This is a genomic window from Jeotgalicoccus marinus DSM 19772, from assembly GCF_000425825.1.
GTDB lineage: Bacteria > Bacillota > Bacilli > Staphylococcales > Salinicoccaceae > Jeotgalicoccus > Jeotgalicoccus marinus.
Map to the genome: position 1 here is coordinate 382,801 of NZ_KE384460.1, position 23,392 is coordinate 406,192.

A 23,392-nucleotide genomic window follows, 5' to 3' on the forward strand; every position below is an offset into this window, starting at 1 on the left:
TTAAGTAAATGAGGAAATAAGTATTGGATAATAAAGATTTAAATTATTTATTTGATAATATACCACATAAAAAGCAAAATAAATATGATGAAAATATCATTACTACTACAGCAGGTATTCAGCTTAACTTTTTAAAAAATAGTGTATATAAATACAAAATACGCAATACTAAAAGGAAATATCTAAAAAAGATTGATATTCTAAGGATAGATAATTCCAAAATAGGTACTGTATTAAATCCGTTCTATCCGACAACATCTAAAATCGCTAGAGAGTTAACAAATGATAAATTAAAAACTGAACAAATATTGAATAATTTTGGAATTAGTACTCCTCAATCACAAGTCTATGATAAAGATGATATAGATTTTGCATATGAACATACTTTTAATCAGAATTTAAATAAAGTTGTTATTAAGCCACTGGCTTCATCTTTAGGTAGAGGAGTACGTACCAACGTATCTAAAGCACGTTTCAAACACAATTGGGAATTAGCTGTTTCTGCAATTAAAGAAAAAGATAAAAGAATAGTTGTACAAAATTATTTAGAGGGATTTGAAGCCAGGGTTACTATTATAGAAGGGGCAATAGAATCTATAGTCGTTAGAGTCCCGCCATATGTTAAGGGAGACGGCACTCACACCATTTCTGAATTAGTAGAAATTAAAAATAAAGATAGAGTAGATTGCTATTATTTAAAAAGAATGCCGATTATTCTAAATGAAAGAATCATAGAATTTCTTTTATCTCATGACTTAGACGTGAATTACATCCCTAAATTAGATGAACCAATACTGTTGAATTCTGTATCTAATGTTTCTCAGGGTGGGGAATTAATAGAAGTTACAGATATTGTTTCAGAATCGGTAAAAGAAACGTCCTTAAATGCACTTGCATCAATTCCAGGTGTTAACACTGGTGGATTAGATGTAATGATGACTTCATTTGAAGATGAGAACCCTGCTATAATTGAAATTAATACTTATCCGAACTTGTCTATTCCATCGTATCCAACATTTGGTGTACCAAAAAATCCTGCTAAATCATACTTTGAATCTATTATTTCAGTTGATCAATTTGTAAACAATCCAAAATACAAGTATAATATTTACTATGAAGAAGAATATATTAGAAATTATATTTCATTTATGAATAGAAAGAAGAAGTTGTTAGATAATAATATAGATAATTTGAAAGAGCTTTATATGAAATTTTAGTAGAAACATTAATTCAATTTTAAAGTTATAAAAGAAGAAAATGACTTTTATCAGTCTGAATTTAAAGTTATATGGAGATTACTAGAATATTTTCTATAGAGTTATAAAATCCGAAATAATGTTACATGTATCTATACTTTTAATTGTATGATGAATTTAATTGAACTTGAAAAATATTTAAATTCTATAATTAATTAAGAATGACTTTAGAAAATATAATTAAAAATAAGCAATCCAAGTTTATTCAACTAGGATTGCTTATTTTTTTCATAAATGGACTAGTGTATGTAATTTGCTCTGGGAATTTTATACTAGTAATATACTCTTGGACTTGCAATATATGGAGAATAGACGCAGTCTCCCAAGATGAAGATGACTGAGTATTTAATGTTTGTACTCTAATCGTAATACGATCACCTTTTACTAAATTAAATATATTAACATCATTAATTCTGTTAAACTGAGACATATCTTCTACACAAATTAATTTATCATTTATAAGGATGCTATATTCTAAGAGTTTTCTACCAGACTTAAATCTATATTTACTCAGCAACGATAATTTTAAAATACCAGACTTAGATTTATAAGAAAAATTTAATTCAGAAAAATTTTTTGCTTGAAGAAATCTTTTGGGAATATAAATTAAATTATAGTAAGGTACTTTAGTTAATATATTAGATTTATTATCTCTTACAAGAAAACTGGTCATGATATTTTTCTCATCATTGTTGTAAGTAATATATTTATTAGCAGACCATTTCTCTAAAATACTATTTAATAATTTTGAAACTTGTTGACGTGGATACAGACCACTATGACCATTTGATGAATGATATTCTATAAATTGTACATACTCACTCAATCCTTGATCTGTATCAATATATTTTTTAAATGGGATATATTGTAAATTTACATCGCTTTCACTATATCTATTTATAATATATACTACTTTAGGGAAATATTCACGGTTTTCCGAGAGCCTATAAAAAGAGAAACGTTCAGAAAATAATTCTTTAATTTCATGATGTGTATAATCTGGATATTTATTTTTTACGAAATTAATATATCTCTCCTCTTTTACCGTGAATTGTGGGTTATTTATTACTGCAGTTGTATTGGGATGCATAGTTGCAAGCATCATTGACATAAACCCACCTGCAGAAGAACCAAAATATATGGTATTTTCAGATGGAATTTGTAAAATATTAGCTACTTCCTTAACAATTTCACTAATTGATTCTAGATAATAATGGTTATCTTCACCGAATCCCCATCCTACTCTTAGATTACTATTATGCAATGTAGGATCATCTATATAAATACAATTTGCATTGTAATCTCCTTGCCATTTCTCTCTCATAAAAACAGGTGGTTTCTTCTTCGTATAATCTACAGCTCCATTAGAAAAAGCGATTAGTGAATTTGATTGTTTTTTTAAAAAAATTTTAAAATGAAAATTAACATTATTTTTTCTGACTATGATTTTATTGTTTTTTAGATTTAACAAATCTTTGTTTGTGATATTATCATACGAAATAATCTCATTGGACATGACTATAATCTCCTAATTGTATTTCTAAATAATTCTTACCTAAGAAAAAAATAATCATAATGTAATGTTTTTAATTTTTAATAGGTATAGAATTAAGAATGTAAAGTTTTAATATTTTTAAAATTACTAAACTCAAATTTATCCCCGGTAGAAGAATCTTTAATAAAACAGCGAATCCTAAATAGACCATCTGAAGGGAATTTATACTTGAAAATAGGACTTGTCTGATACCATAATATATCTAATCTATCGTTATCTTCATTATATATGTAAATTGCATATTCGCAATGTTCGTAAGATTTACAGTATATTTCAATAGTGTGTGATAGGTTATCTCTAAATACATTTACATATCTATCTATTTCTATTTCCTCATCACATATTTCGGAAGGAAGTGATATAACTTTTTCATTAATCATTATTTTTAACACATTTTCTTCATTTTCCATAAGCGAAATTGAATTATTAAGATTGCCAATATACGTAATTTGATTTGTATAGTTATTTAAATTTGTAATTTCAATTTTCGGGATAATTTCTGATTTCTGAAATGTTTCAGAGTATAAATTATTTTTAGTGAACGAAAACTTTTTATTGCTTTCATTTAAACAAGTAAATTGAAATTTACTGTTTATTTCAACATGATTATTATTTATATTTATTTCTAAGTTATCTTTAAATTGTTTTGATAAGTTAAATATTTGAGATGAAAATACTTTAATTGGTGAAAGTATATAATCTGAAATCAATAAAGAGTTATAATCTTTAAGTACATAAATATTTCTAGTTATATTGGCATAAGAATAGCTTTTATTCACAAGTGTAATATGAATATAATCATCATTTTCAGAAAAAGAATGTATAAACAGTTCATCTTTTTTGCTTGTAAGATAGTTATAATTTTCATTATTTAATTCAATTCCATTATGAGCTGATGTTGACTTTAGGTAATTTCTATAGGTTCCTTTATCATAATTGAAGGTACCTGTATCTATAATAATATCTTCACCTATATAAAGATTAAATGATAAATCATCTGCATGTTTATGATTTTTAATAATATCGCCCGTTCTAACAAAAAAATAGAAATATGCATTTTTTATAATTATGTATGATTCATATTTATAATAATAAGATTCAATTTTGTCACTAATTATTACCGGTTTGAATAGACTATGCTCAGGATAAAAAGTACTAAGTACACTGTCTTTTAGCTTTTCTTCATCAATCAATTCTCCATCTCCATATAATGGTAGTTTTCCATTAGGCTTTCTTACTATATCAAGAAAATTAAGAGCAGAGTTAATTCGATCATCAAAGTTGTCAATTAAATAAATATTAAGATTATCCAATAAAAGTTTTTGAGTAGTTACAATTAATTCAAGGTTAAAGATAGCATATGTAAAAGAGTTTTCTTTACATATCATATTTTTTGTAAAAGTATTTTCGATATTATCGCTGAATCTATCAATTGAAAAATCAAATAAAGGTTTATTTCTTAATATTAATGTCAATAGTAGTAATGAACGATCTAACATTGAACCGTGATTATATTTAATGTAATTTTCTTCATCTGCAAGAAATTTAGTATGTTTGGTTATCAAATCATTTAAAATATTATTAGAAATGAATTTACTGTTCACTAATTTAAGATACCCTAAAATTAGTGAACGATCAGCTACACAGTGTGTATAGTATAAATACTTATGGTTTGCATATTTGCTATGTGTGTACCAACTTTCCATAAGTTCATTACATTTAATTAGGTACTCGTAATTATTTGTATAATGAAATGCTAACAATAAATAATTAATAGGTTCCCAAGCGTGTAAATGTAACATTGCCATATTTGTGTAATTATCTAAATCTATATTCCATTCAAAAGTCTTATTGAATTGAAGTTCTTCTATATTATTAGTCAAACTTTTAGGAATATATTTATATTTTATTATTAAATTATTCTCTAGAATTGTTTCTGCTATTTTGATAGATTCCTCTTTGTCTATATTATATTTATTTAATATTTGGAAAATAGAATTCAACATAAATATTACCTACCATCTATTAAAAGTCTTATATAAGTGTGATGTATTAAATAATGCTGTGAAAATTACTTAAAAATTTTAATGTCTCAGTATATTCATACCAATCATTTCTTTCAAATGGTCGTATTCCAGATTCTACTAAAGTATTCACATAGGATTTATGAAATTCTTTCGGAATGAAATTTAAAACGTCCGTGAAATAACGGTCATAAAATGTTAATTCAAGATTGTCTACTAGCTTTTTGGCTTCTTCTGGAATGTTATTGACTGTTTGCAATGCTTCGTCGAACCCTCTGTATTTAATCACATATAATGCTAAATGATCCAGAAGTATATTTTCTCCCCAATTAAAATGAGGTTTTGTGGGTGGTTTAACACCATCCTTGATATCAATACCTAAATTTGATCTTTCAATCTCAATTTCTAATAGTAACTGTTTTCTGAATCTTTTCTCTTCTTTTGGATTAGCTAGTGAATTTAAAGAATCATTCATTAAATCTGGATAATTATGTGCAGCCACTCTTATAGCAGCAATTTCTGATAATGATAGAGTGTATGGAATGCTTTTCATATTTGCTGCTGAAACTAGAGTTGGAGTATTATATTTATCTATAAAACTAGGATTTTTTAGAAAGCCTGCACCAATCACTCCGCCAGAAATGTTATATGTAGAATCCAGGTAATCTTTATATAGTATTGAGGCGATTAACATAAATAACCATGAGTTTTTTCTGAAGTCTGTTTCTAATAAATTTGTAGTGACAATGTGGCTATTAAATTTTGATATCATTGACATCTCTCTTTTAAAGTGCCCACCAAAATTCATAGAAACAAGTGAAGAATTTTCTGGCATGAATGCAAGCGAAGCTAGACTATCGAAACCTCCACTAAAGTTTAAAGTATGACGATCTTTGGATTTTGATACTACCATTGAATAATTCTTTGTTTTTACTAGAAGCTGAGATTTAGTGAACTTTTCAATGTAATCTTTTGTTATTTGGGATATTGTTAATTCCATACTAATTTGCTCATATTTTGTACCACATAGAGTAGCTAGTGAAATGGCAATTAAATCTTCTCTAACAAAAATAGGGATACTTAATTTGAATTCTATAAAATGTGAGTGATTATCATCTTTATAATCACTTTTTATATATCCTTCTCGTTGTTCAATATTTTCAAAAGATATTTTCATTTTTTGAAACCTCCGAATATTATAAATCACTACACTTAGTTTACATTATAATATAATAAAATCATTTAAGGTAAAATTTAATAGCTATAATTTTTATATTCCAATTATGTTTTAATTCAAAATGAGAGGGGATATTATATAAAAACTCAAATGGAGGTAAAGTAAATGAAAAAACGAATAATTTTTAATACATTATTATTAACAGTTATAGTGTTATCTGCTTGCTCAAATTCAGATGACAACCTAATCGACACGAGTTCTCTGAACGAAGGTACCTGGGTGACTTACGACGGTGAAGTAGTAGAAAACGATGAGATGAGATCAACTGAACCAATCGATTATGATCCATCAAAATCATATGAAATCAATCGTTCTAGTTACGTTTCCTACTACAATGGTGATGAGTTTATCGAAACGATTCAATACAGTGATGATCCACCAATGACGGTAGACACGGTTGAAGAAGCGGATAGTATCGTAGTCAGTTTTAACCAATACAATGAAGATACTATTAACCTAACAGAAGCTGAGTAAGTCTTAAGCCATTGATATTTCAAGAGCTTAAATTATTCTTACAGAAAATTTTAAACCATGTCTATAATGAATCATTTACGGGTATAAATTAATATTAATTTTCATAAAAGGTAGGGGAATATTATGAAGAAATGCCCGAATTGTAATCAAGAAGTATCTAATGTCGTACAAGTTTGTCCTAATTGTGGAGAATTCATTGATTATAAGTCTTCAAAAGAACAGAATAAAGACGAAATACGAAAAGATATTGTTGAAGAAATGCCAGAAGAAAATTATCCTGAAGAAGAATTGAAGAAACAACAAAAAGACGAACGAAGTGATTTTGGTCGAACAGATACTGAATAAGAAGATTTAAATGAAACTGATATAACCGTAAAAACCTCCAAATTATCGCTTTGGAGGTTTTTACATGTTCTTAACTGACTTTAAATTCAATCTAAATATACCCTTGTTAAGCTTAATTTAAGAATGAAGAAAGGGTGTAAATATGTCTTTTGAAAACAAAACATTAATTGTATACCTTGACGGTGATTACCGTAGATTCAAAGCAGTCGCAGATTTATACCAACGTTTTGACAGCGGAGACGCACACATTCTGATTACTTCATTTAATGACCAAAACGAACTCAGAGGTCAAATTGATTTATTAAACTCAAACTATGATTTCATTGATGAAAGACATATTTTAACAGAATACTATTCAACAACAACATACAATAATGCGATTGAAATAGAAGAAATCTTAAAACGATTAAACTATGGTCATGTTATTGTTGTAACAAGTCAGTATCACATATTCAGAACAAAAATGATTTTTAAAGATAGATTCAAATATAACGACAAATTTAAATTTGTTGGTGTACATCATGATACGACTTTTATAGAATATGCTTCTGAAGTTGTGAAATTAGGCTTATATCTTATGAGAAACTACAAGTTCTTTACAAAAGATAAATTATTATATAGTAAAAGTAAATACAGAACAAAATCCCGGTTAACCTACCAGTAAAAATAGTAGCTGATATGTTAAACTAGACTAATAAGAAATATTAGAATAGGGGATTACATGAAGAGCTATAAAGAAACCAAAGAATATTTAAAGCAACTAGAAGATTTTAGATCATTCAATTACAGAGCAACACGCTTACCAGAAATGGTCGCTAATGAAACAAAACACTTCGAGGATGTTCAAGAATTCTTTAAAGAAGAAGGATTCAACCATCTATCAGTCGTAGAAATTATACGTTCATTCATTAAAATGGATTTATTAAAGTTATCCTTAATGCAAAGTACACACGGTATATATGTGAATGACAATACACCACAGTATCCTTCAGAAGCTGAAACAGTTGCTAAGTTCACTTTAGAAAACTCAGATATTGACTTTTACCCACTCATACTTCCAGATGATTTAGAGAAAGTAAATAAAGACACAAGAGAAGCAATTATCTCTTACAACAAGAGTATTGAACCATTCTTACAGAGCATTGAAAAGAATGCAGGGGATATAACTGAAACAGTTCAAGCAGTTATTACAGAATTATTTAATTCAAATACACACATCTTAAACAAGATTTATGATGAAACATATTATAATACAGTATTGAACTACATGATCGACAATGCATTCGAAAACACATGGAAGAAACAAAAAGTACAAACACCGCTTGTATCGTTCTATGCAATGTTTACACTATCATTTTATGACAACGTTTATTTAGATCAGTTAGTATAAGACAAAAGGCCACCTTAGGGTGGCCTTTTTATTTTATTTATAATACTGAATTTTCATTATATTTAAAACTAAGCTATAATTGTATTCATCTTTAAAACATGGGGGAAAATAATGTACTGGTACATTACGCTATTTATATTATACTTTGGGGCAATGTTTGGTATTGCCTGCTATTATTTCTACAAGATTAAAACATATGAGGATTACATGATATCCTCTTGGTCAACAGGATTTTGGAAAATTACAGGAACCATTATCAGTACAAACGCTGGTGCAGCTGTATTCATTGGTTGGGTAGGATTAGGCTTTACAGTCGGCTTATCTGGTTACGTTAAATTTGCTATGGTTGCCTACATATTTAGTTTGATTTTAGTCATATTCTTCGCAAAACCATTAAGAAGGCAAAAACTTTTTACATTAGCTGATTTATTTACTGCAAGATTTGGTGGTCGAGCAGGAATCATTCCATCGATTTTATCTGCAATTATCTATTCTGTTCCAACCCTAGGGTTGCAGTTAATAGGTATGTCAACAGTATTTAACATCACTTCAGGCTGGGATCAATCAACTGGACTTATTGTGGGTACTATTCTTATTTTAATATTTTCAATTTTAGGAGGCTTACCTGCAACGATTATTACAGACGCGATGCAGTCGATATTAATATTAATTGGTTTAATTGTATTAGCCATTACAGTTGTTATGCACGTCGGTGGCTTTAGTGAACTGTTTGCAAATACATCTTGGGAATTTCTTAGTCCAATCAGTGCAGATGGTGTAACAGATACATTATTATATGCACTTTCAGTTGGTCCATTCTATTTAGTATGGCAGTCAACTTGGCAAAGAATATTTGCGGCTAAAGATGAAGAGACAGCTTTAAAAGCAGGAGTTATTGGGCACATCATTGTTATGGTCATATCTTTCTTACCATTCTTAATTGGTGTATCTGCACGACAATTTGTCGATTTAAATATGCAACAAGATTTAGTATTCTCTTATGTAACAAATGAATTGTTACCTACACCTATTGCAGCAATTGTTTTTGTGGCACTGCTTGCAGCTTTAATGACAGGTGCAACTTCATTTAATCTACAAGGTGCAAGTAACCTAACAAGAGATTTATACCAAGTATTGATCAATCCTAAAGCTTCAAACAAGAAACTATTACTGATATCCAGAATATCAGTTGCGATTATGACGCTCTTAGGCCTCGTCGTTGCTTTCTTTATTACGAACATTAATGACGCCTACCGCTGGGCACTCATGGTAAATGGTGTCATGTTGGTATTCCCATTCCTAGCAATCATGTTTTGGTCTAGAGTCACTAAGAAAGGTGTACTGATCAGTATGGTTGGATCACTGATTATTGTAATAATCTATCCATATCTAGGGCTCCCTTTTGACCAGGCACTAGTCGGTTATTCATTATCATTGATTTTAGTCGTTGGAGTGAGTTTATTAACCAAACATGACAAGAGTGAGATTCCAAAAGCAGCATACAAGTATAAATTAGAAGATTACAAATAGGGGAGAACTAAATGAGGATTAAAAAGATTACTAATGCCAATGTACTAAACGTTGATGATGGATCAGTACAGTTAGCAACTATTCTGATTAACAACGGAAAAATAGATGTCATAAATGAACAAGCTGACTTGGTAATTGAAGATACAGATTTAGATTTACAAGGGCAATTTCTTTCACCAGGTTTTATAGATACGCATAGTCATTTGGTGATGTATTCAAACTTTAGAAGACAATTAAATTGTTCACCTGAAAATACTAAAAGTATTGAAGAGATTATTGAGAAATTTAAGGAACAAAAAGATGAAATTTTAAGAGATGGATGGTTGAGGGGTTATGGCTATAATGAATTTGAACTTCAAGAAGGACGCCACCCAAACCGTTTTGATTTAGACAAAGTATCAACAGATATACCCATTTATATTCAACATAGTTCAGCACATATGGGGACAGTAAACACAAAAGCCTTAGAAATAATGAATTTAGATTTAGATGCACCAGACCCTAAAGGTGGATCATTTGAACGTGATGAAAATGGTCAAATCAACGGTGTATTATTTGAATTTCCTGCACTTGATAAGGTTAAGGCAGTTTTACCAGATATATCTGCAGGGGATTTGGCTGAGGATATTAAAGGTGGGGTCTATGACTATCAAAGTAGAGGCATTACGAGTGCGACGGAGATGTGTGTCAGTCTATTAAATGGTATAAATGATTATAAAGCATCTTTAAAATATCTTGAAGACAAGGAAGAACAAGATTTTAGAATTCGATTTGCTATTGATTATAAGCTATTACTTAATGATCCAATGTTTGAAAATGAAACAGCTGATTCAATACGAGTAAAATTAGAGACCTTAAGTAACGGATTCTCTACATTAGCTGGGGCTAAATTCTTTAATGATGGCAGCATCCAACTCCATACTGCAAGCTTAAGAGAACCATATTATGATGGCACACCGTCAGCAGACACCCAGTTTACACTTGAAGAGTTAGAAAAACTTTTCATTCACTTCCAAAAATTAGGCTATCCACTTATCACTCATGCAAATGGTGACAAGGCAGGAGAAGATGTTATTAGAGCCTACATCAATACAAGTAATTATAAAAAGACTAAGCAAATGCATCGTGTAGAACACTTACAAATTGCTTCCTTAGAAGATATTCAAGAAATGACAAAAAACAATATTGGTGGTTCTTTCTTCATCAACCACCTTTATTACTTCGGTGATGTGCACAAAAATACATTTTTAGGTCCGGATAGAGTAATTAACCAAGAACCTGTTCGCTGGGCAGAAGATGAGGGAATGATCTTTACAATACACTCAGATTGTCCAGTCACTGATATTTCTCCACTAGATTCAATTAGGTTTGCAGTAGAAAGAAAAACAAGAAGCGGTGAAACATTAGGAAATACACAGAAACTTACGAGAGTTGAAGCCTACAAAAAGATGACAATAGATGCTGCTAGGCTAAATCAAACAGATGATTTAGAAGGATCTATAGAAGTAGGGAAGTATGCAGATTTTGTCGTATTAACAGATAACCCATACGATGAGAAAACTCAGTTATCTGATTCATTAGTGAATCGTACGATTGTGAATGGTAAAACAGTATATGAAAAATAAAAGTTAGGTCATAGACCTAGCTTTTTCTATTGTAAGGATTCGGTTAAGTTAAGGGGGTTTATTTCAAACTTATACTTATTGAAGTTATAATTAAGGTGTAAATAATAGAGATGGAGTGACTTTATATGATAGATATTCATAATCACTTATTAATCAATGTGGATGACGGACCAAGATCTAAAGATGAGACTTTAAATTTATTATTACAAGCACAATCACTAGGCATTACAGATATTATCTGTACGCCACATCATCACAGTCCAGCACACATTACACCATCATCCGTTGTATATGAAAAATTATCAGAAGTAAAAAATATTATAGATGATAATAACATCAATATTACCGTACACCCAGGTCAGGAAATTAGAATCAATGATGATATTATTAGTGAATTAGTCAATGGAGAAGCAATTACACTAGCAAATGGAAAGTATGTACTCGTAGAATTCTCCTTTACAGAGTTAAAAGAAGATATTGAAGCAGTTTTTGAAAAGCTAAGACAACTAAATCTGACACCTATTATTGCGCATCCAGAACGTTGTCAGCCACTAGTAGAACAACGCCATATTCTAAAGAAATTAATCAATGACGGTGCCATTGCACAAGTGACAGCTGCATCAGTTTGTGGAGACCTTGGGACAGAACTTCAATCAGTCGCTTTAGACATGATAGAAAATGGTGACATTCATATCGTTTCAAGTGATGCCCACCATGCTGAAGTGAGACCGTTTAGATTGAAACAAGCATACGATATTATTGAAGAACAACTTGGAATATCATATGTAGAAGAAATGAAAAAGCAAGCAGAAATTGTATTAACTACTGAGAAGGTAAAAGTGGACTAGAGATTAGTCCACTTTTTATTTTTCCTTCTTCACTTTAAAGTAATTCCCACTATTTTTCTGAGTCTGTTCCATTTTACTCACTTCTCTTAGCTCTGGAATATGCTTAGAACAATGAATATAAGCTTCATCTACAGTGACGACCACCCAGCGTTCAGCTTTCCCTTGGTGCATGTCTTCTAAACGCCCGACGAGGTCTTTATCTTGTAATATACTTATGAGTTCCTCGTTTTCAACGATTTCTGCACCCCCGTTTATATGTAAACCGACCTGGTCTTCTAAAAAGTCTACCAACAACAAGCCTACATGGGGATTTTCACTGATGTTACCTAATGATGCCATGACACCATTACCTCTATATTCCGGATACATTACTCTATGTTCATCGATCACATAGACAAAACCTTTTTGTCCTGATCTAAAGGTCGAATCACAGTTTCCATGTCTATCACTTGTTGATACAAACATGAACTGTTGATTTTTTATAAAATCCTTCATCTGTTCATTAATATAATCAATCATCTGATTATCATAAAAAGCTTTTGCACGTCGTTTCGTACCAAACTTTTCTTGTAACTCACGTTCTCCTTGTGACATATAATTCCCCCTCAATATAAAAATTTTAACATTTTTTAAAGTATTAAAATTTGGGTATAGGTTACAAAGAGGTGAAATAAATGAAAAAAATCATTACGATTCATTTTATTGGTGGCTCGAACATAGAAGTCAATAAGACAGAAGCGGTCGATACCTTACTCCATCATTTAGAAGGCACAGAGAGGCAAAGACAATTTATTAGCCTACCGAACCGAAGCGGCCAAGAGATTTACATTAATTTAAAGCTAGTAACATCTATCGAAGTTAAGAGTATATAAAAGAATACGTAAAAGGAGCGGTGTTCGCCGCTCCTTTTTTTTGAACAAATCTATGCCTGTTTTTCACTTGAAATCATAACTAGTTCGTTTCTTATTGTTAATATGTCTTTAGGTGTAGGATAATTCTCAACACAAACTACCGGGGTCTTATAAATGTTTTCATATGGGAAATTCGTTACGACTAAGTCGTATTTACCACTCGGGCAAATATCTTTGATTTGGGATATATCATATCCTATATATGCATTAAGTTGTGAATTAAACTCATCTGAAATTATACTCGCCAACATTGTAGCATGTTCGTAATCATTATTACTCATAAAGAATACATCATATTTCGGTTTAGTTTTTCTCAAGTGAACAAATAAATCTTCCCAGTGTGTCATGAAAGTGTAAATCATGTGATTTACTATATCAGGATCACACTTACTATTATTGTCTAGGAATTCTTTCACGTAGGACTGTAAATCATCGTAGAACGATGGGAATTCTAATTGTACGTTGTCTAGGAACTGCTGTTTTTTATCGAAAACGAGATAGTGTGAAAATGGTTCACTAGAACCAAGGTAATAAGTGGAGTGAATGCCCATAATCAATTGGTCCTGATTAGGAATTGGAACATTATATTTATTAGATAAGTTTCTACATATACTTAAAGCCTTGAAATACGAGACAGAAATCGTTTGGTTAGAATGCGCATAGTTGATTAATTCATCTGGGGTATAAAATACGTTGTTATTTAAGAAAGGTGTAAAAATTTCATATATCAAATGTTGATTAATTTTAAGGCTTAAAGCCGTAGAATAATCATCTATATTTAATTCATTTTCTAATCTTTCAATAACCTCGAATTTAGTATCATTGGCTGTTATCATCAAATTCTTACCTTGCTTATATCGAGTAATCGCAATCGCAGAAATGAATCTCATATGTCTTCTAAAAGAAAAGTCAAAATCTAAATCTAAGATTTTCAACGTATCTTCGATGAGTTTATGAGACAAATTTCTTGGAACCACTTCTTCAAATGGCCATTCAAAAATACCATATTTCTCTCTGAAAAAAGTATTATAGAAATTACGAATTCCCTTTTCATCACCTTCGATTCTACAAGGATTCGTTTCAAAAGATAAATCAAATTGACTGGTTAAGATATCATCAATCTTGTTGAAATATCTATATAAAGTAGACTGACTGACAAACAAGTGCACAGACAAGTCATCTACACTCATATCATCATTGAAGAAAAGTAATTCAAGCATTTGGAAAGAGAAATTCTTATTTATGAAATGTCGGGTTAGTGACTCCATCCCTGTATTCTTATGAAAGTTTATTAGTACTCGGTCATGATGTAAATCAACATCTAAAATATTAGATAACTCTCTGAGTTCGTTTAAGTTTTCTCTTAAATTTCTCTCAGATGTGTTGAATTCCTCAGACAAATCAGAGATATTAGCATATTGATTTGACTTATTAAGGAATTTTACAAGTGCTAACTTTCTTTGTTCAGTTTTTGATAACAATCTTCTCATAAGCAATAACTCCTTTACATCAAAACTTTACTATTTTACATTTCTCACTTTTGTTCTTTTATTCCCATTTTCAAGGAAAATATTCATAAACGTTTAAATAACAAGGTCTTCAAAGTTGTATAATTATTTTTACCTGTTATCTATTAAATAGTAAATCTTTATTTTTTAGCAATTTTTTGCAGAAATATATATAGATTTAATAAATAAGGGTAGAGAATAAAATTAATAAATGATACTTTGTGAATATTAATTAGCCAAAATATATAAATATTTATAAAAAAGAAGAAGTCTTAAAAGTGTGATTAATAGCCATGAACTTTTTATAAAAATATATGTTAGATTTATCACTTTTAACCATTGGTATAAAAGGGTTCGTAGGTGATTTCCAATTTAAATGTGATTTGCGAAAAAAGGTGGAATGGGTATTACTACACTCCGTTGAGTAGAAAGTCTTCCTGATACAGGTATGGCAAATGATGGTAAGACAGGCATCTTTGCAGCCTTCCTAGCAGCTCTAGGTACAATCTTTGCTTTCAAAAGAAGAAAAGATGAAGAGGAAGAAAAATAAATAAGTAATTAAATGGCTATGAATACTCGTTCTCGGTGTTCATAGCCATTTTTTAGTTTTTAATAGATAATTTGTGGAAGAAACACATTCACTTATATTGGTATAATCGAATTATCAAATACAATAAATCTAAGGTGGGTAAAAATGAATATCAATGACTATGCATGGAATGATCACGAACGTCGCTTAAAAGAAGATGATAAGATCAAAATTCCAACACCATACAAGGTATCCATCAAAGATAATCTCGATAAAAGAATCGAACTTGAACAAATTTTAGAAACTTTACCTCAAAGAGAGCTCGCAAGATGGGCTATAGAAAATGCTGAAAGATTTATTGAATACATTGATATAGACAATGAGGATTTTAAGTACTCAATTATACAAAGTAGTCGAGAAATTTTATTTAGAAGAATTAATAATGAAGTGAACGATTATCACTTAAGACAGGACGGATTTTTAGCGAACACTCTTGCTAAAAAATCAGTAAATGATATTAGTAAGTTTTCAGCAAGAGTATTTGCTCAAGCAATTTCGACAGGACATATGCGTGGACATGCGATTGTTTCCTCTGATTATGCAGTGAAGGTAAAGAATTTGATTAGTGATTGTGACGCCAGTTCAAGAGAAAGAGATATACAAATCGAAATTGCTAGTAAATACTTAAAAATTCAAAAATCTTAACAGAATTTAAACAAATATAGTATGTATTTTAAACATTTACATAGTATAATTGAATTATTATTATAAATTGGGATTAATCTATAAATGGAGGTGAAACTGATGAAAAATAGAAAGATGAACAAGCATACAAATGTCAATCAAGTAAAACAACGATTCTCTATTCGTAAATATAAAAAGTCTGTGTCATCGGTCATGGTTGGCATGTTCTTAATATTTGGATTCAGTTTCGATACCTATGCCTCTGAGAAAAATAAGGTAGATGGAGTTCAAACTGAGGAACGGACAGAGACAGAAAATCAAGACGAGGAAGATCAGACAAATGAAGCCGAACTTGTTGAACAAGAGGAAGCCTTATTAACTGAACAAGAAAATGCAGCGCAACTCATCACAGAATTAGAAAATATTTCAGATGAAAACAAGACATATTATCTTGGTGAAGTTGAAGTCGCATCTGACATTGAAACAGTACAAATCATTCTTGAAGAAGCCATTGTAGAAGATGAGGCAATCTATCAAGAAATATTAAAAGAAGAACAGGCTAAAAAAGCTGAAGCGGAAAGATTAAAAGCAGAGGAAGCCGCTAAAAAGCAAGCTGAAAAAGAAGCAGCACAAAAAGCTGAAGCAGAAGAGGCTGAGCAAGAAGCAAAGGAAATAGCAGAAAAAGAGCAGGCTGAACAAGAGGAAGCTGAGCGTAAGGAAAAAGAAGAAGTTGAGGAAGAAGAAAATCAACAAGATCAAAATCAAAAACAAGATAACGATGAGTCCGAATCTGAAGAAGATATTGAAGAGGATGAAGTAGAAGACGAACAGTCTGAACAGGACACTGATACAGAAAATGATGATAGTGAAAATAGAGATGATGTAGAAGAGAAACCGTCTGAAACTGATAATGCTGAAGAAACTTACGAATCTAAAGAACCGGTTGAAAAACAAGAGGAAGTAAAAGAAGAAGTTGTTGAAGAACAACCAGAACAAAATGAAGTTCCTGAAGAACCTGTAACAGAACCGGTTCAACCAGAAGAGGAAATTGTAGAAAAGGCTCCTAAATATATCGAACCTGAACAACCAGTTGTAGAAAAACAGGTTGAAGAAGAGGTCGAGATTGAAAAACAACCGCCTGTAAACTTCCAAAAAGGCGTGAGCGATGCTTATAAAAAAGCTGATGACAAAGCACAGTTAGAAAAACATCTCACTAACGTTGTCAACACGACCTTTAAAATGAATGATACAGAAGCCTTTATAAAATCTTTAGATGTGAATTTAGAAGACTTAACACCAGAAGAATTCACATATATGCTTTTGAAATACCTTTCTGAAAACATTGATGCAAAGAGTGTTGTTGTTACGAGAGATGATAGCGATGATGTCATAATTGCCGAAGGTATAAAAGACTTATCAAAAGATTTAGATCAGGCAAAAGATGATAGTAAGAATAATCTCAGTATGATGTTCTATTTAGACAATGAAGAAAGAGCCTCATACCAGCATCAAATTGACCAGGCAATAGATCATAGTCAAATCACTGCGATTATGATGGTGGCAAATGCATTTAACAATATGAATATGCCGGATTTTGTTGAATATGGGAATCATCCGTCACAAAATACTAAGTCTATCTTGAATAATGATATAGAAGTCTCACCTTCTGTTAAATCTTTATCGCTTAATAATGAAAAAATAAGTGGAATTAAAGAATTAAACTATGTTCCTTTTGAACTAACAAGTGAACGTGTGAGTGATGAAGCGACCTATAAGATTCAGGTACAGATAGACGAAAGACTAGCCCAGCATGTAACAGCGATGACTGTCCATCCACATCAATCATTTATTACGAAGCCGTTTAAGCGACTTGTAAATGATAATGGACAACTAACAAATGTATGGCAAATTGACTATGACCGTCTCTTCAGTAGTGAAGATGATACTTATATGACAGCTAAAAATGGTTTAATCATGTTAGAAGAGAGTATAGAGAGTATTTTAAGTCACTATAATGATTTAGATAGTAATCCATTAACTTATCAAAGCGCAGTGATTAATGAAGATACTGGTAATCTTATAGACTCAACTGTTGAAAGAAATATAATTTAACATTCCAAAAGCCGTGAAATCTTGATAATGAGATTTCACGGCTTTTTGTCTAAATAAAACGTTTAAATATCTAAAATATTTTGTTCAAAACTTCGTTGAATAGAAAAACATGAAAAATTGTCCATAACTCATGATTCAAGTTATGAGTTATGGACAAACTATTAAATATAACCTATATGCTTGTATCTAGATCTTACAGCTTATTGTTATCGTAAAAATCGATTAAGGCTTTTAGGCCAGCTGAAGCATCTATATTTTTTACGCCTTTACTTTCAAGGAATACACCGAAAGCTGAAATGAAGTTTAAAAGATTTTGTTTTTCAGCAACATATCCCATCGTACCAATACGCCAAATTTTACCTGAAACTGCACCAAATGTTCCTGCAATTTCAATTCCGAAACGTTCGAGTAACTCATTACGGAAGACAGCATCCTCAACACCTTCTGGGATGTTAACACAAACAACCATCTGCATTTCATGTTCTTGGTCACCGAATATTTCAAGCCCCATAGCAGTCACTGCTTGCTTCATTGCTTCATGGTGATAGGAATGACGCTTCGCTCTTTGTTCTACACCTTCGGCAAGTGCAAGTTTTAAACCTTCATATAAACCGTAAACATTAACAGTGGCTTCAGTGTGATGGTTAAGGCGTCGGTTAGACCAATAACCTTCTAGTTGCGTTAAGTCTAGGTAGTTACTTGTAATAAAGCTTAATTGATTTTCTTCATCCGATTCTGTACGAATCCCTTTTTCAACACGTTTACGTTTATTAATTTCTTCGCTGAATCGGTCATTATAAGTAATTGGTGTAATACCTGATGGTACTGATAGACATTTTTGTGAGCCACCGATAACAGCATCAAGTTCCCATTCGTCGACTGGAATATCTTGACCCATATAAGTCGCAACAGCATCCACAACAGTAAAGACACCACGTTCTTTAGCAGCCTTACCTAATTGATCAATCGGTTGTGAGCGACCAGATGATGTTTCACCGTGTATAAGCGCTAAAACTTTAGGCTCAACCTTATCCATTTCTTTAATGATATCTTCTTGAGGGATGACTTCTCCCATCGGTGCTACAATTGTGTGAACTTCAGCGCCAGCACGTTCAACGAGTTCGATTAGTAAATTACCGAAACGGCCGATAACTGGAATGAGAACCTTATCGCCTGGTTCTACAATAGATGAAATCGCTGCTTCTATACCTGCACGACTCGTACCATCGATAGGGTATGACCATTTATTATCTGTTTTAAATGAGTCACGAATTAAATCCATCGTTTCATTCATAATATTTGTAAATTCGGGATCGAATTGGCCAAGTATGGAGTTGCTCATCGCTTGTGAAACACGAGGGTCAACTGCAACAGGTCCTGGGGTCATGATTAATCTTCTGTTTATTTTTAAACTTGACATATTCTATCATCCTTTTTAATTTTTATTTCTATATAATATAACCGTTATCGTGAGATGGCAAACAATAAATCTAAAATTGTGATAAATTGAACATAATATAAAAGTGAATTTATACATATTGGATAATGTTTTGATTGAGGAGAAACAGTATAATTAAAAGTGATAAAAGAAGTATTAAAGAAAACAGGGAAAATATTGGAGAACAAACAGCTTTCAAACAATTACTGGATTAAAATTGTTATCGTGTTTACACTCGGTTGGGTCGCAATTTATGCAACACGTACAATTTTAAACCCAATCATGACAAACATCCAAAGTGAGTTTGCAATTACGACTGCACAACTAGGTTTAATTTCAAGTTTATTCTTCCTAGGTTATACAGCTACACAGATCCCATCAGGGGTTTTTAGGGGATAAATTCGGGCGTAAGAAAATGATCATCCCAGCATTTATCGGTTTTGGTATTTTAGCAATTTTATCTGGACAAATGTTCACATTCTACATGTTCTTAACAATGTGGTTTATGACAGGGATGTTCCAAGGGGTATTCTACGGACCACAATATGGTCTATCTTCAGAGGCAATACCTCAAAAGCGTTTAACAATCGGTTCATCAATCATTAACTCAGGTATGGCGCTTGGTATGTCAGCAGGTTACTGGATTTCTAGTATTACAGTTCAAGAGATGGACCTATCTTGGAGAACACCGTTCTGGATTATGGGTGTTATCGTTATCATCATCGGTATTATTATGTGGATTGTTGTAAAAGAACATCCTCCAGGTTATCAAGCACCAAGTGAAACTACAGGAGAACAAGAGAAACTGAAAGTTTCAGAGCTATTAAAAATAGAAACTTACTTCTAGCATTTATTACTATATTCTGTTCGATTTACGGTTTCTTCGTAATCTTAACTTGGTTACCATATTATTTTGAAACAGCAAGAGGCATTTCAGGAACTAGCGTAGCGTTTGTATCTTCACTAGTACCTTGGGCATCAATTCCTGGTATGTTACTATTTGGTTGGATATCAGATAAGCTAGGTAAACAAAGACCAGTACTACTCGTAATGGTACCGTTAGCATTTATCTCAACAATTTCTATAGTGCTATTTGATCAAATGTGGGTACTCTATGTCGCTCTAATCTTATACGGTATCGTCGGTAAATTATCAACTAACCCGGTATTGATCGCAGTAGTGGCAAACAACGCACCACGTGTCGGACTGGCAACATCATTTGGTATTTATAACTTTATCGGAATGTCAGCCTCAATATTGGCACCTTACATTACTGGCTTCATAACAGACGTGACTGGTAACTTAGATATGGGATTCTACTTAGCAGGTGGCTTACTTTTGATTGCAGTCATTGCAGTATTCTTCATTGATGAATCAGGATATAAAAGAGTCGTAGATATAGAGAAAATTAACTAAAATATAAAGAAGAACTGATGTAGTGATGCACTGAAACCTTAGGGTTTCAGTGTTTTTTTGTTTAGTTGGTTGTGAGAGTTGTTATTTGCTGGTGTATGTGGGTTGGGTGATTTCAATGGAATGGGATTGCTCCGCTTAGAAACAAAAACGAAGCTGATGAATGGCACGAGCTCTGCTTCGAAATAAAAACGAAGCTGCTGAATGGTAAGAGCTCCGCTTCGAAGCAAAAACGAAGCTGCTGAATGGTACGAGCTCCGCTTCGAAATAAAAACGAAGCTGCTGAATGGTAAGAGCTCCGCTTCGAAATAAAAACGAAGCTCACCTACTCAAATCAACCTCCAAACCAAACTCGCATAAGCACCACATAAAATGGATATTTATTACATATAAGCGCTTACAATGAATATATTATAAGTTAAACTTATCGTTATACTTAAACGTTCTATATATTAATCAGAATAATTGTGATATATTATTAATATGTTTTATTTAAGGAGGGGTATTTGTGAGCGAATTTAAAGATAAAAATATCGTTCAGAAAAGTTATGATAACTTATGGAGTGAATCCAAAAGAACAAAATCATTACTGAAGTTTTTTAGTGCAAAAGATTTAAGGGACCTAGCAACAGGGGCTCCAACGCCTGATCCTAATGCAACATCATATACTAAGGTTCAGCTGATCGGACTTCTGCTCGGACCATTATTATTTGTATTAACTCTGTTGTTTTTACAAGCTGAAGGCTTAGATCAGAATGGAATTTTTGTCGTTGCAGCTGCTTTATGGATTGCAAGTTGGTGGGTAACGGAAGCGATTCCGATACCAGCTACATCGTTACTACCTTTAGTATTATTCCCGATGGGAGGAATAATGACGAATCAGGATATGGCTAGTTTTTATGGGGATGACATTGTATTCTTATTCTTAGGTGGTTTCTTATTAGCAGTTGCAATGGAGAAGTGGAACTTACATACACGTATCGCGCTTTCTATTATTAAAGCAATCGGTACGACAACAGCGACAATTTTGTTAGGCTTTATGATTTCTACAGCGCTGTTATCAATGTTCGTATCGAATACAGCGGCAGTTATGATTATGATTCCTATTGGGCTCGCAATTATTAAAGAGGCGCACTCTTTATCAACGCCAAGTGTTCAAAAGGATGTTAAAATCTTTGAGAAATCTCTAGTACTTGCGATCGGTTATGCAGGTACGATTGGTGGACTTGGAACTTTAATTGGAACACCACCACTTATTATCTTAGCTGGTCAGATGAAACAAATCTTTGATGTTGAGATGAACTTTGCCCAGTGGATGTTGGTCGGGGTTCCAGTTGTTATTGTGTTACTGGCTCTAGCATGGGCATACATCAACTTCTTCCAGTTCAAACATGGTATGAATCAATTACCTGGTGGGAGAAAAATTATTGTTGATGAGTTAGATAAGTTAGGGAAGATCACAAAGGAAGAAAAATGGGTACTTGCAGTATTTATTTTAGCTGCATCACTTTGGATCCTTAGAGGCTTCTTCTTTGATCAGTTTGCATTCACAGAGTTATTAGGTGATGGCTCAATTGCAATGCTCGCTGCAGTATTACTATTTATCATCCCTTCTAAGAGACAAAATGGTCGTGTACTCGACTGGGGTGTTGCAAAAGATCTACCATGGGGTGTTCTATTACTCTTCGGTGGTGGTTTAGCGCTTGCTGGTTCAATTGTTGAAACTGGTGTCGACCAATGGATCGGTGAAATGCTTTCAGGTGTAGGAGGTATGCCATTGATCTTAATGATTGCAATCGTTGCACTACTTATTTTGTTCTTGACAGAATTCACATCAAACACAGCAACAGCTACGATGATTCTACCAGTTCTAGCTGGTCTAGCTATTGCTTTAGACGTTCACCCATTAGCATTAATGGTACCTGCAGCTATGGCTGCAAACTGTGCCTTTATGTTACCGGTTGGAACACCGCCAAACGCGATTGTTTTTGGTACAGGTAAGGTAACAATTGGTGAGATGATGAAAGCAGGATTCGGTTTAAACATTATTGCTGCACTTATGATTATTATCGTCGTTTACCTTTGGGTACCGGTTGTTTACGGTATTGACTTACTTGCATTTCCATTTTAAATAAATAAATAAGCACTCAAGAAATTTAGGCTCTATAATAAATACGGTTGATGACTAAAAATCATCAACCGTATTTTTCTATAAAATGATACAAAAATAGCGCAAATGTTCTTATACTAAAGTCACCACAACTCAATAGAAAGGAACATTTACGCCTATGACTCATTTTATATCATCTTTACTTCAAATTAAAGAGCCTAATCTCGATTATACAAAGTCCACTGTTGAAGAAGTTTTCTATAAGGGTATTAAGTCCCTATTTATCACTGCCAAACTCACATATAATCCGACACATTGTCCAGCGTGTGGATGTATCAATGCCGATTATAGTATTGTCAAAAATGGCACGCGTACATCCCGAATCACCTTACCGCATGTTTCA

The 23,392-nt window shown here is 32.1% G+C and carries 21 protein-coding genes and 2 pseudogenes; 17 read left to right on the top strand and 6 right to left on the bottom strand.

Annotated elements, in window-relative coordinates; all coding sequences use genetic code 11:
• Window positions 1-23: 23 nt before the first annotated feature.
• Window positions 24-1,217 carry an ATP-grasp domain-containing protein gene (locus tag H624_RS0110995; RefSeq protein ID WP_026867652.1) on the top strand — a complete coding sequence of 398 codons (1,194 nt, stop codon included), beginning with the start codon at window positions 24-26 and terminating at the stop codon, window positions 1,215-1,217.
• Between the two features lie 244 nt (window positions 1,218-1,461).
• On the opposite strand, the gene H624_RS12285 is transcribed toward H624_RS0110995, so the two are convergent.
• The 3 genes from H624_RS12285 to H624_RS0111010 form a co-directional block, all read right to left on the bottom strand.
• Complete coding sequence (locus H624_RS12285) at window positions 1,462-2,772, bottom strand: prolyl oligopeptidase family serine peptidase (protein ID WP_051220581.1); 1,311 nt, start codon at window positions 2,770-2,772, stop codon at window positions 1,462-1,464.
• A 92-nt stretch (window positions 2,773-2,864) separates the two neighbouring features.
• Window positions 2,865-4,817: a heparinase II/III domain-containing protein gene (locus tag H624_RS0111005; RefSeq protein WP_026867653.1), complete on the bottom strand. Its 1,953-nt coding sequence runs from the start codon at window positions 4,815-4,817 to the stop codon at window positions 2,865-2,867.
• A 46-nt stretch (window positions 4,818-4,863) separates the two neighbouring features.
• The gene (locus H624_RS0111010; protein ID WP_026867654.1) at window positions 4,864-6,012 is read right to left on the bottom strand and encodes a hypothetical protein; all 1,149 of its coding nucleotides are present in this window, start codon (window positions 6,010-6,012) and stop codon (window positions 4,864-4,866) included.
• A gap of 165 nt (window positions 6,013-6,177) precedes the next feature.
• Here H624_RS0111010 and H624_RS0111015 point away from each other — a divergent pair, with 165 nt between their 5' ends.
• The 7 genes from H624_RS0111015 (at window position 6,178) to H624_RS12120 (ending at window position 12,284) form a co-directional block, all read left to right on the top strand.
• Window positions 6,178-6,546, top strand: coding sequence for a hypothetical protein (locus tag H624_RS0111015; protein ID WP_026867655.1), 369 nt, complete (start codon window positions 6,178-6,180; stop codon window positions 6,544-6,546).
• Window positions 6,547-6,669: 123 nt separating this feature from the next.
• A complete protein-coding gene (locus H624_RS0111020) occupies window positions 6,670-6,891 on the top strand; it encodes a zinc ribbon domain-containing protein (RefSeq protein ID WP_026867656.1) in 222 nt (73 codons plus the stop codon).
• Window positions 6,892-7,033: 142 nt separating this feature from the next.
• A complete protein-coding gene (locus H624_RS0111025) occupies window positions 7,034-7,555 on the top strand; it encodes a YdcF family protein (RefSeq protein ID WP_026867657.1) in 522 nt (173 codons plus the stop codon).
• A 57-nt stretch (window positions 7,556-7,612) separates the two neighbouring features.
• Window positions 7,613-8,281: a hypothetical protein gene (locus H624_RS0111030; protein WP_026867658.1), complete on the top strand. Its 669-nt coding sequence runs from the start codon at window positions 7,613-7,615 to the stop codon at window positions 8,279-8,281.
• A gap of 111 nt (window positions 8,282-8,392) precedes the next feature.
• Window positions 8,393-9,811 carry a sodium:solute symporter family protein gene (locus H624_RS0111035; protein WP_026867659.1) on the top strand — a complete coding sequence of 473 codons (1,419 nt, stop codon included), beginning with the start codon at window positions 8,393-8,395 and terminating at the stop codon, window positions 9,809-9,811.
• A gap of 11 nt (window positions 9,812-9,822) precedes the next feature.
• Window positions 9,823-11,436, top strand: coding sequence for an amidohydrolase (locus tag H624_RS0111040; protein WP_026867660.1), 1,614 nt, complete (start codon window positions 9,823-9,825; stop codon window positions 11,434-11,436).
• A gap of 125 nt (window positions 11,437-11,561) precedes the next feature.
• Window positions 11,562-12,284 carry a tyrosine-protein phosphatase gene (locus tag H624_RS12120; protein WP_035857293.1) on the top strand — a complete coding sequence of 241 codons (723 nt, stop codon included), beginning with the start codon at window positions 11,562-11,564 and terminating at the stop codon, window positions 12,282-12,284.
• A 15-nt stretch (window positions 12,285-12,299) separates the two neighbouring features.
• Here H624_RS12120 and H624_RS0111050 read toward each other — a convergent pair whose 3' ends face one another.
• Window positions 12,300-12,878, bottom strand: coding sequence for a pyridoxamine 5'-phosphate oxidase family protein (locus H624_RS0111050; RefSeq protein ID WP_035857295.1), 579 nt, complete (start codon window positions 12,876-12,878; stop codon window positions 12,300-12,302).
• A gap of 80 nt (window positions 12,879-12,958) precedes the next feature.
• Between H624_RS0111050 and H624_RS0111055 the strand changes: the two genes are divergently transcribed.
• A complete protein-coding gene (locus H624_RS0111055; protein ID WP_026867662.1) occupies window positions 12,959-13,156 on the top strand; it encodes a hypothetical protein in 198 nt (65 codons plus the stop codon).
• A 50-nt stretch (window positions 13,157-13,206) separates the two neighbouring features.
• Here H624_RS0111055 and H624_RS0111060 read toward each other — a convergent pair whose 3' ends face one another.
• Entirely contained in the window at window positions 13,207-14,685 is a 1,479-nt protein-coding gene (locus H624_RS0111060; protein WP_026867663.1) for an AcpB/EbpR/MafR family transcriptional regulator, read from the bottom strand.
• Between the two features lie 457 nt (window positions 14,686-15,142).
• On the opposite strand from H624_RS0111060, the pseudogene H624_RS12475 reads away from it, so the two are divergent.
• From H624_RS12475 to H624_RS0111075, 3 genes and pseudogenes are all read left to right on the top strand, one after another.
• A pseudogene (locus tag H624_RS12475) lies at window positions 15,143-15,253 on the top strand (LPXTG cell wall anchor domain-containing protein); the annotation flags it as partial.
• Between the two features lie 144 nt (window positions 15,254-15,397).
• Window positions 15,398-15,937 (top strand): putative immunity protein, encoded by a 540-nt coding sequence (locus H624_RS0111070; protein ID WP_026867664.1) that lies wholly within the window; start codon window positions 15,398-15,400, stop codon window positions 15,935-15,937.
• A 99-nt stretch (window positions 15,938-16,036) separates the two neighbouring features.
• Window positions 16,037-18,028, top strand: a complete 1,992-nt coding sequence (locus H624_RS0111075) for a YSIRK-type signal peptide-containing protein (protein WP_026867665.1) — start codon at window positions 16,037-16,039, stop codon at window positions 18,026-18,028.
• A gap of 193 nt (window positions 18,029-18,221) precedes the next feature.
• Here the strand turns inward: H624_RS0111075 and H624_RS0111080 are convergent, their stop codons facing one another.
• Window positions 18,222-19,448, bottom strand: coding sequence for a pyridoxal-phosphate-dependent aminotransferase family protein (locus H624_RS0111080; protein ID WP_026867666.1), 1,227 nt, complete (start codon window positions 19,446-19,448; stop codon window positions 18,222-18,224).
• A gap of 159 nt (window positions 19,449-19,607) precedes the next feature.
• Between H624_RS0111080 and H624_RS12885 the strand changes: the two genes are divergently transcribed.
• The 5 genes and pseudogenes from H624_RS12885 to H624_RS12800 all read left to right on the top strand — a co-directional run.
• The gene (locus tag H624_RS12885; RefSeq protein ID WP_026867667.1) at window positions 19,608-19,865 is read left to right on the top strand and encodes a hypothetical protein; all 258 of its coding nucleotides are present in this window, start codon (window positions 19,608-19,610) and stop codon (window positions 19,863-19,865) included.
• A gap of 16 nt (window positions 19,866-19,881) precedes the next feature.
• Window positions 19,882-20,313, top strand: a complete 432-nt coding sequence (locus H624_RS12890; RefSeq protein WP_026867668.1) for an MFS transporter — start codon at window positions 19,882-19,884, stop codon at window positions 20,311-20,313.
• Window positions 20,314-20,324: 11 nt separating this feature from the next.
• On the top strand, window positions 20,325-20,882 hold the full coding sequence (locus tag H624_RS12895; protein WP_281170745.1) for an MFS transporter: 558 nt from the start codon (window positions 20,325-20,327) through the stop codon (window positions 20,880-20,882).
• Between the two features lie 529 nt (window positions 20,883-21,411).
• On the top strand, window positions 21,412-23,010 hold the full coding sequence (locus tag H624_RS0111100; protein ID WP_211220901.1) for an SLC13 family permease: 1,599 nt from the start codon (window positions 21,412-21,414) through the stop codon (window positions 23,008-23,010).
• A gap of 157 nt (window positions 23,011-23,167) precedes the next feature.
• Window positions 23,168-23,392, top strand: a pseudogene (locus H624_RS12800) (ISL3 family transposase); the annotation flags it as partial.

Bases quoted from the DNA above. Each gene is read 5' to 3' on its own strand.
- H624_RS12285 (WP_051220581.1), bottom strand. From the start codon at position 2,772: ATGTCCAATGAGATTATTTCGTATGATAATATCACAAACAAAGATTTG.
- H624_RS0111005 (WP_026867653.1), bottom strand. From the start codon at position 4,817: ATGTTGAATTCTATTTTCCAAATATTAAATAAATATAATATAGACAAA.
- H624_RS0111010 (WP_026867654.1), bottom strand. From the start codon at position 6,012: ATGAAAATATCTTTTGAAAATATTGAACAACGAGAAGGATATATAAAA.
- H624_RS0111015 (WP_026867655.1), top strand. From the start codon at position 6,178: ATGAAAAAACGAATAATTTTTAATACATTATTATTAACAGTTATAGTG.
- H624_RS0111020 (WP_026867656.1), top strand. From the start codon at position 6,670: ATGAAGAAATGCCCGAATTGTAATCAAGAAGTATCTAATGTCGTACAA.
- H624_RS0111025 (WP_026867657.1), top strand. From the start codon at position 7,034: ATGTCTTTTGAAAACAAAACATTAATTGTATACCTTGACGGTGATTAC.
- H624_RS0111030 (WP_026867658.1), top strand. From the start codon at position 7,613: ATGAAGAGCTATAAAGAAACCAAAGAATATTTAAAGCAACTAGAAGAT.
- H624_RS0111035 (WP_026867659.1), top strand. From the start codon at position 8,393: ATGTACTGGTACATTACGCTATTTATATTATACTTTGGGGCAATGTTT.
- H624_RS0111040 (WP_026867660.1), top strand. From the start codon at position 9,823: ATGAGGATTAAAAAGATTACTAATGCCAATGTACTAAACGTTGATGAT.
- H624_RS12120 (WP_035857293.1), top strand. From the start codon at position 11,562: ATGATAGATATTCATAATCACTTATTAATCAATGTGGATGACGGACCA.
- H624_RS0111050 (WP_035857295.1), bottom strand. From the start codon at position 12,878: ATGTCACAAGGAGAACGTGAGTTACAAGAAAAGTTTGGTACGAAACGA.
- H624_RS0111055 (WP_026867662.1), top strand. From the start codon at position 12,959: ATGAAAAAAATCATTACGATTCATTTTATTGGTGGCTCGAACATAGAA.
- H624_RS0111060 (WP_026867663.1), bottom strand. From the start codon at position 14,685: ATGAGAAGATTGTTATCAAAAACTGAACAAAGAAAGTTAGCACTTGTA.
- H624_RS0111070 (WP_026867664.1), top strand. From the start codon at position 15,398: ATGAATATCAATGACTATGCATGGAATGATCACGAACGTCGCTTAAAA.
- H624_RS0111075 (WP_026867665.1), top strand. From the start codon at position 16,037: ATGAAAAATAGAAAGATGAACAAGCATACAAATGTCAATCAAGTAAAA.
- H624_RS0111080 (WP_026867666.1), bottom strand. From the start codon at position 19,448: ATGTCAAGTTTAAAAATAAACAGAAGATTAATCATGACCCCAGGACCT.
- H624_RS12890 (WP_026867668.1), top strand. From the start codon at position 19,882: ATGATCATCCCAGCATTTATCGGTTTTGGTATTTTAGCAATTTTATCT.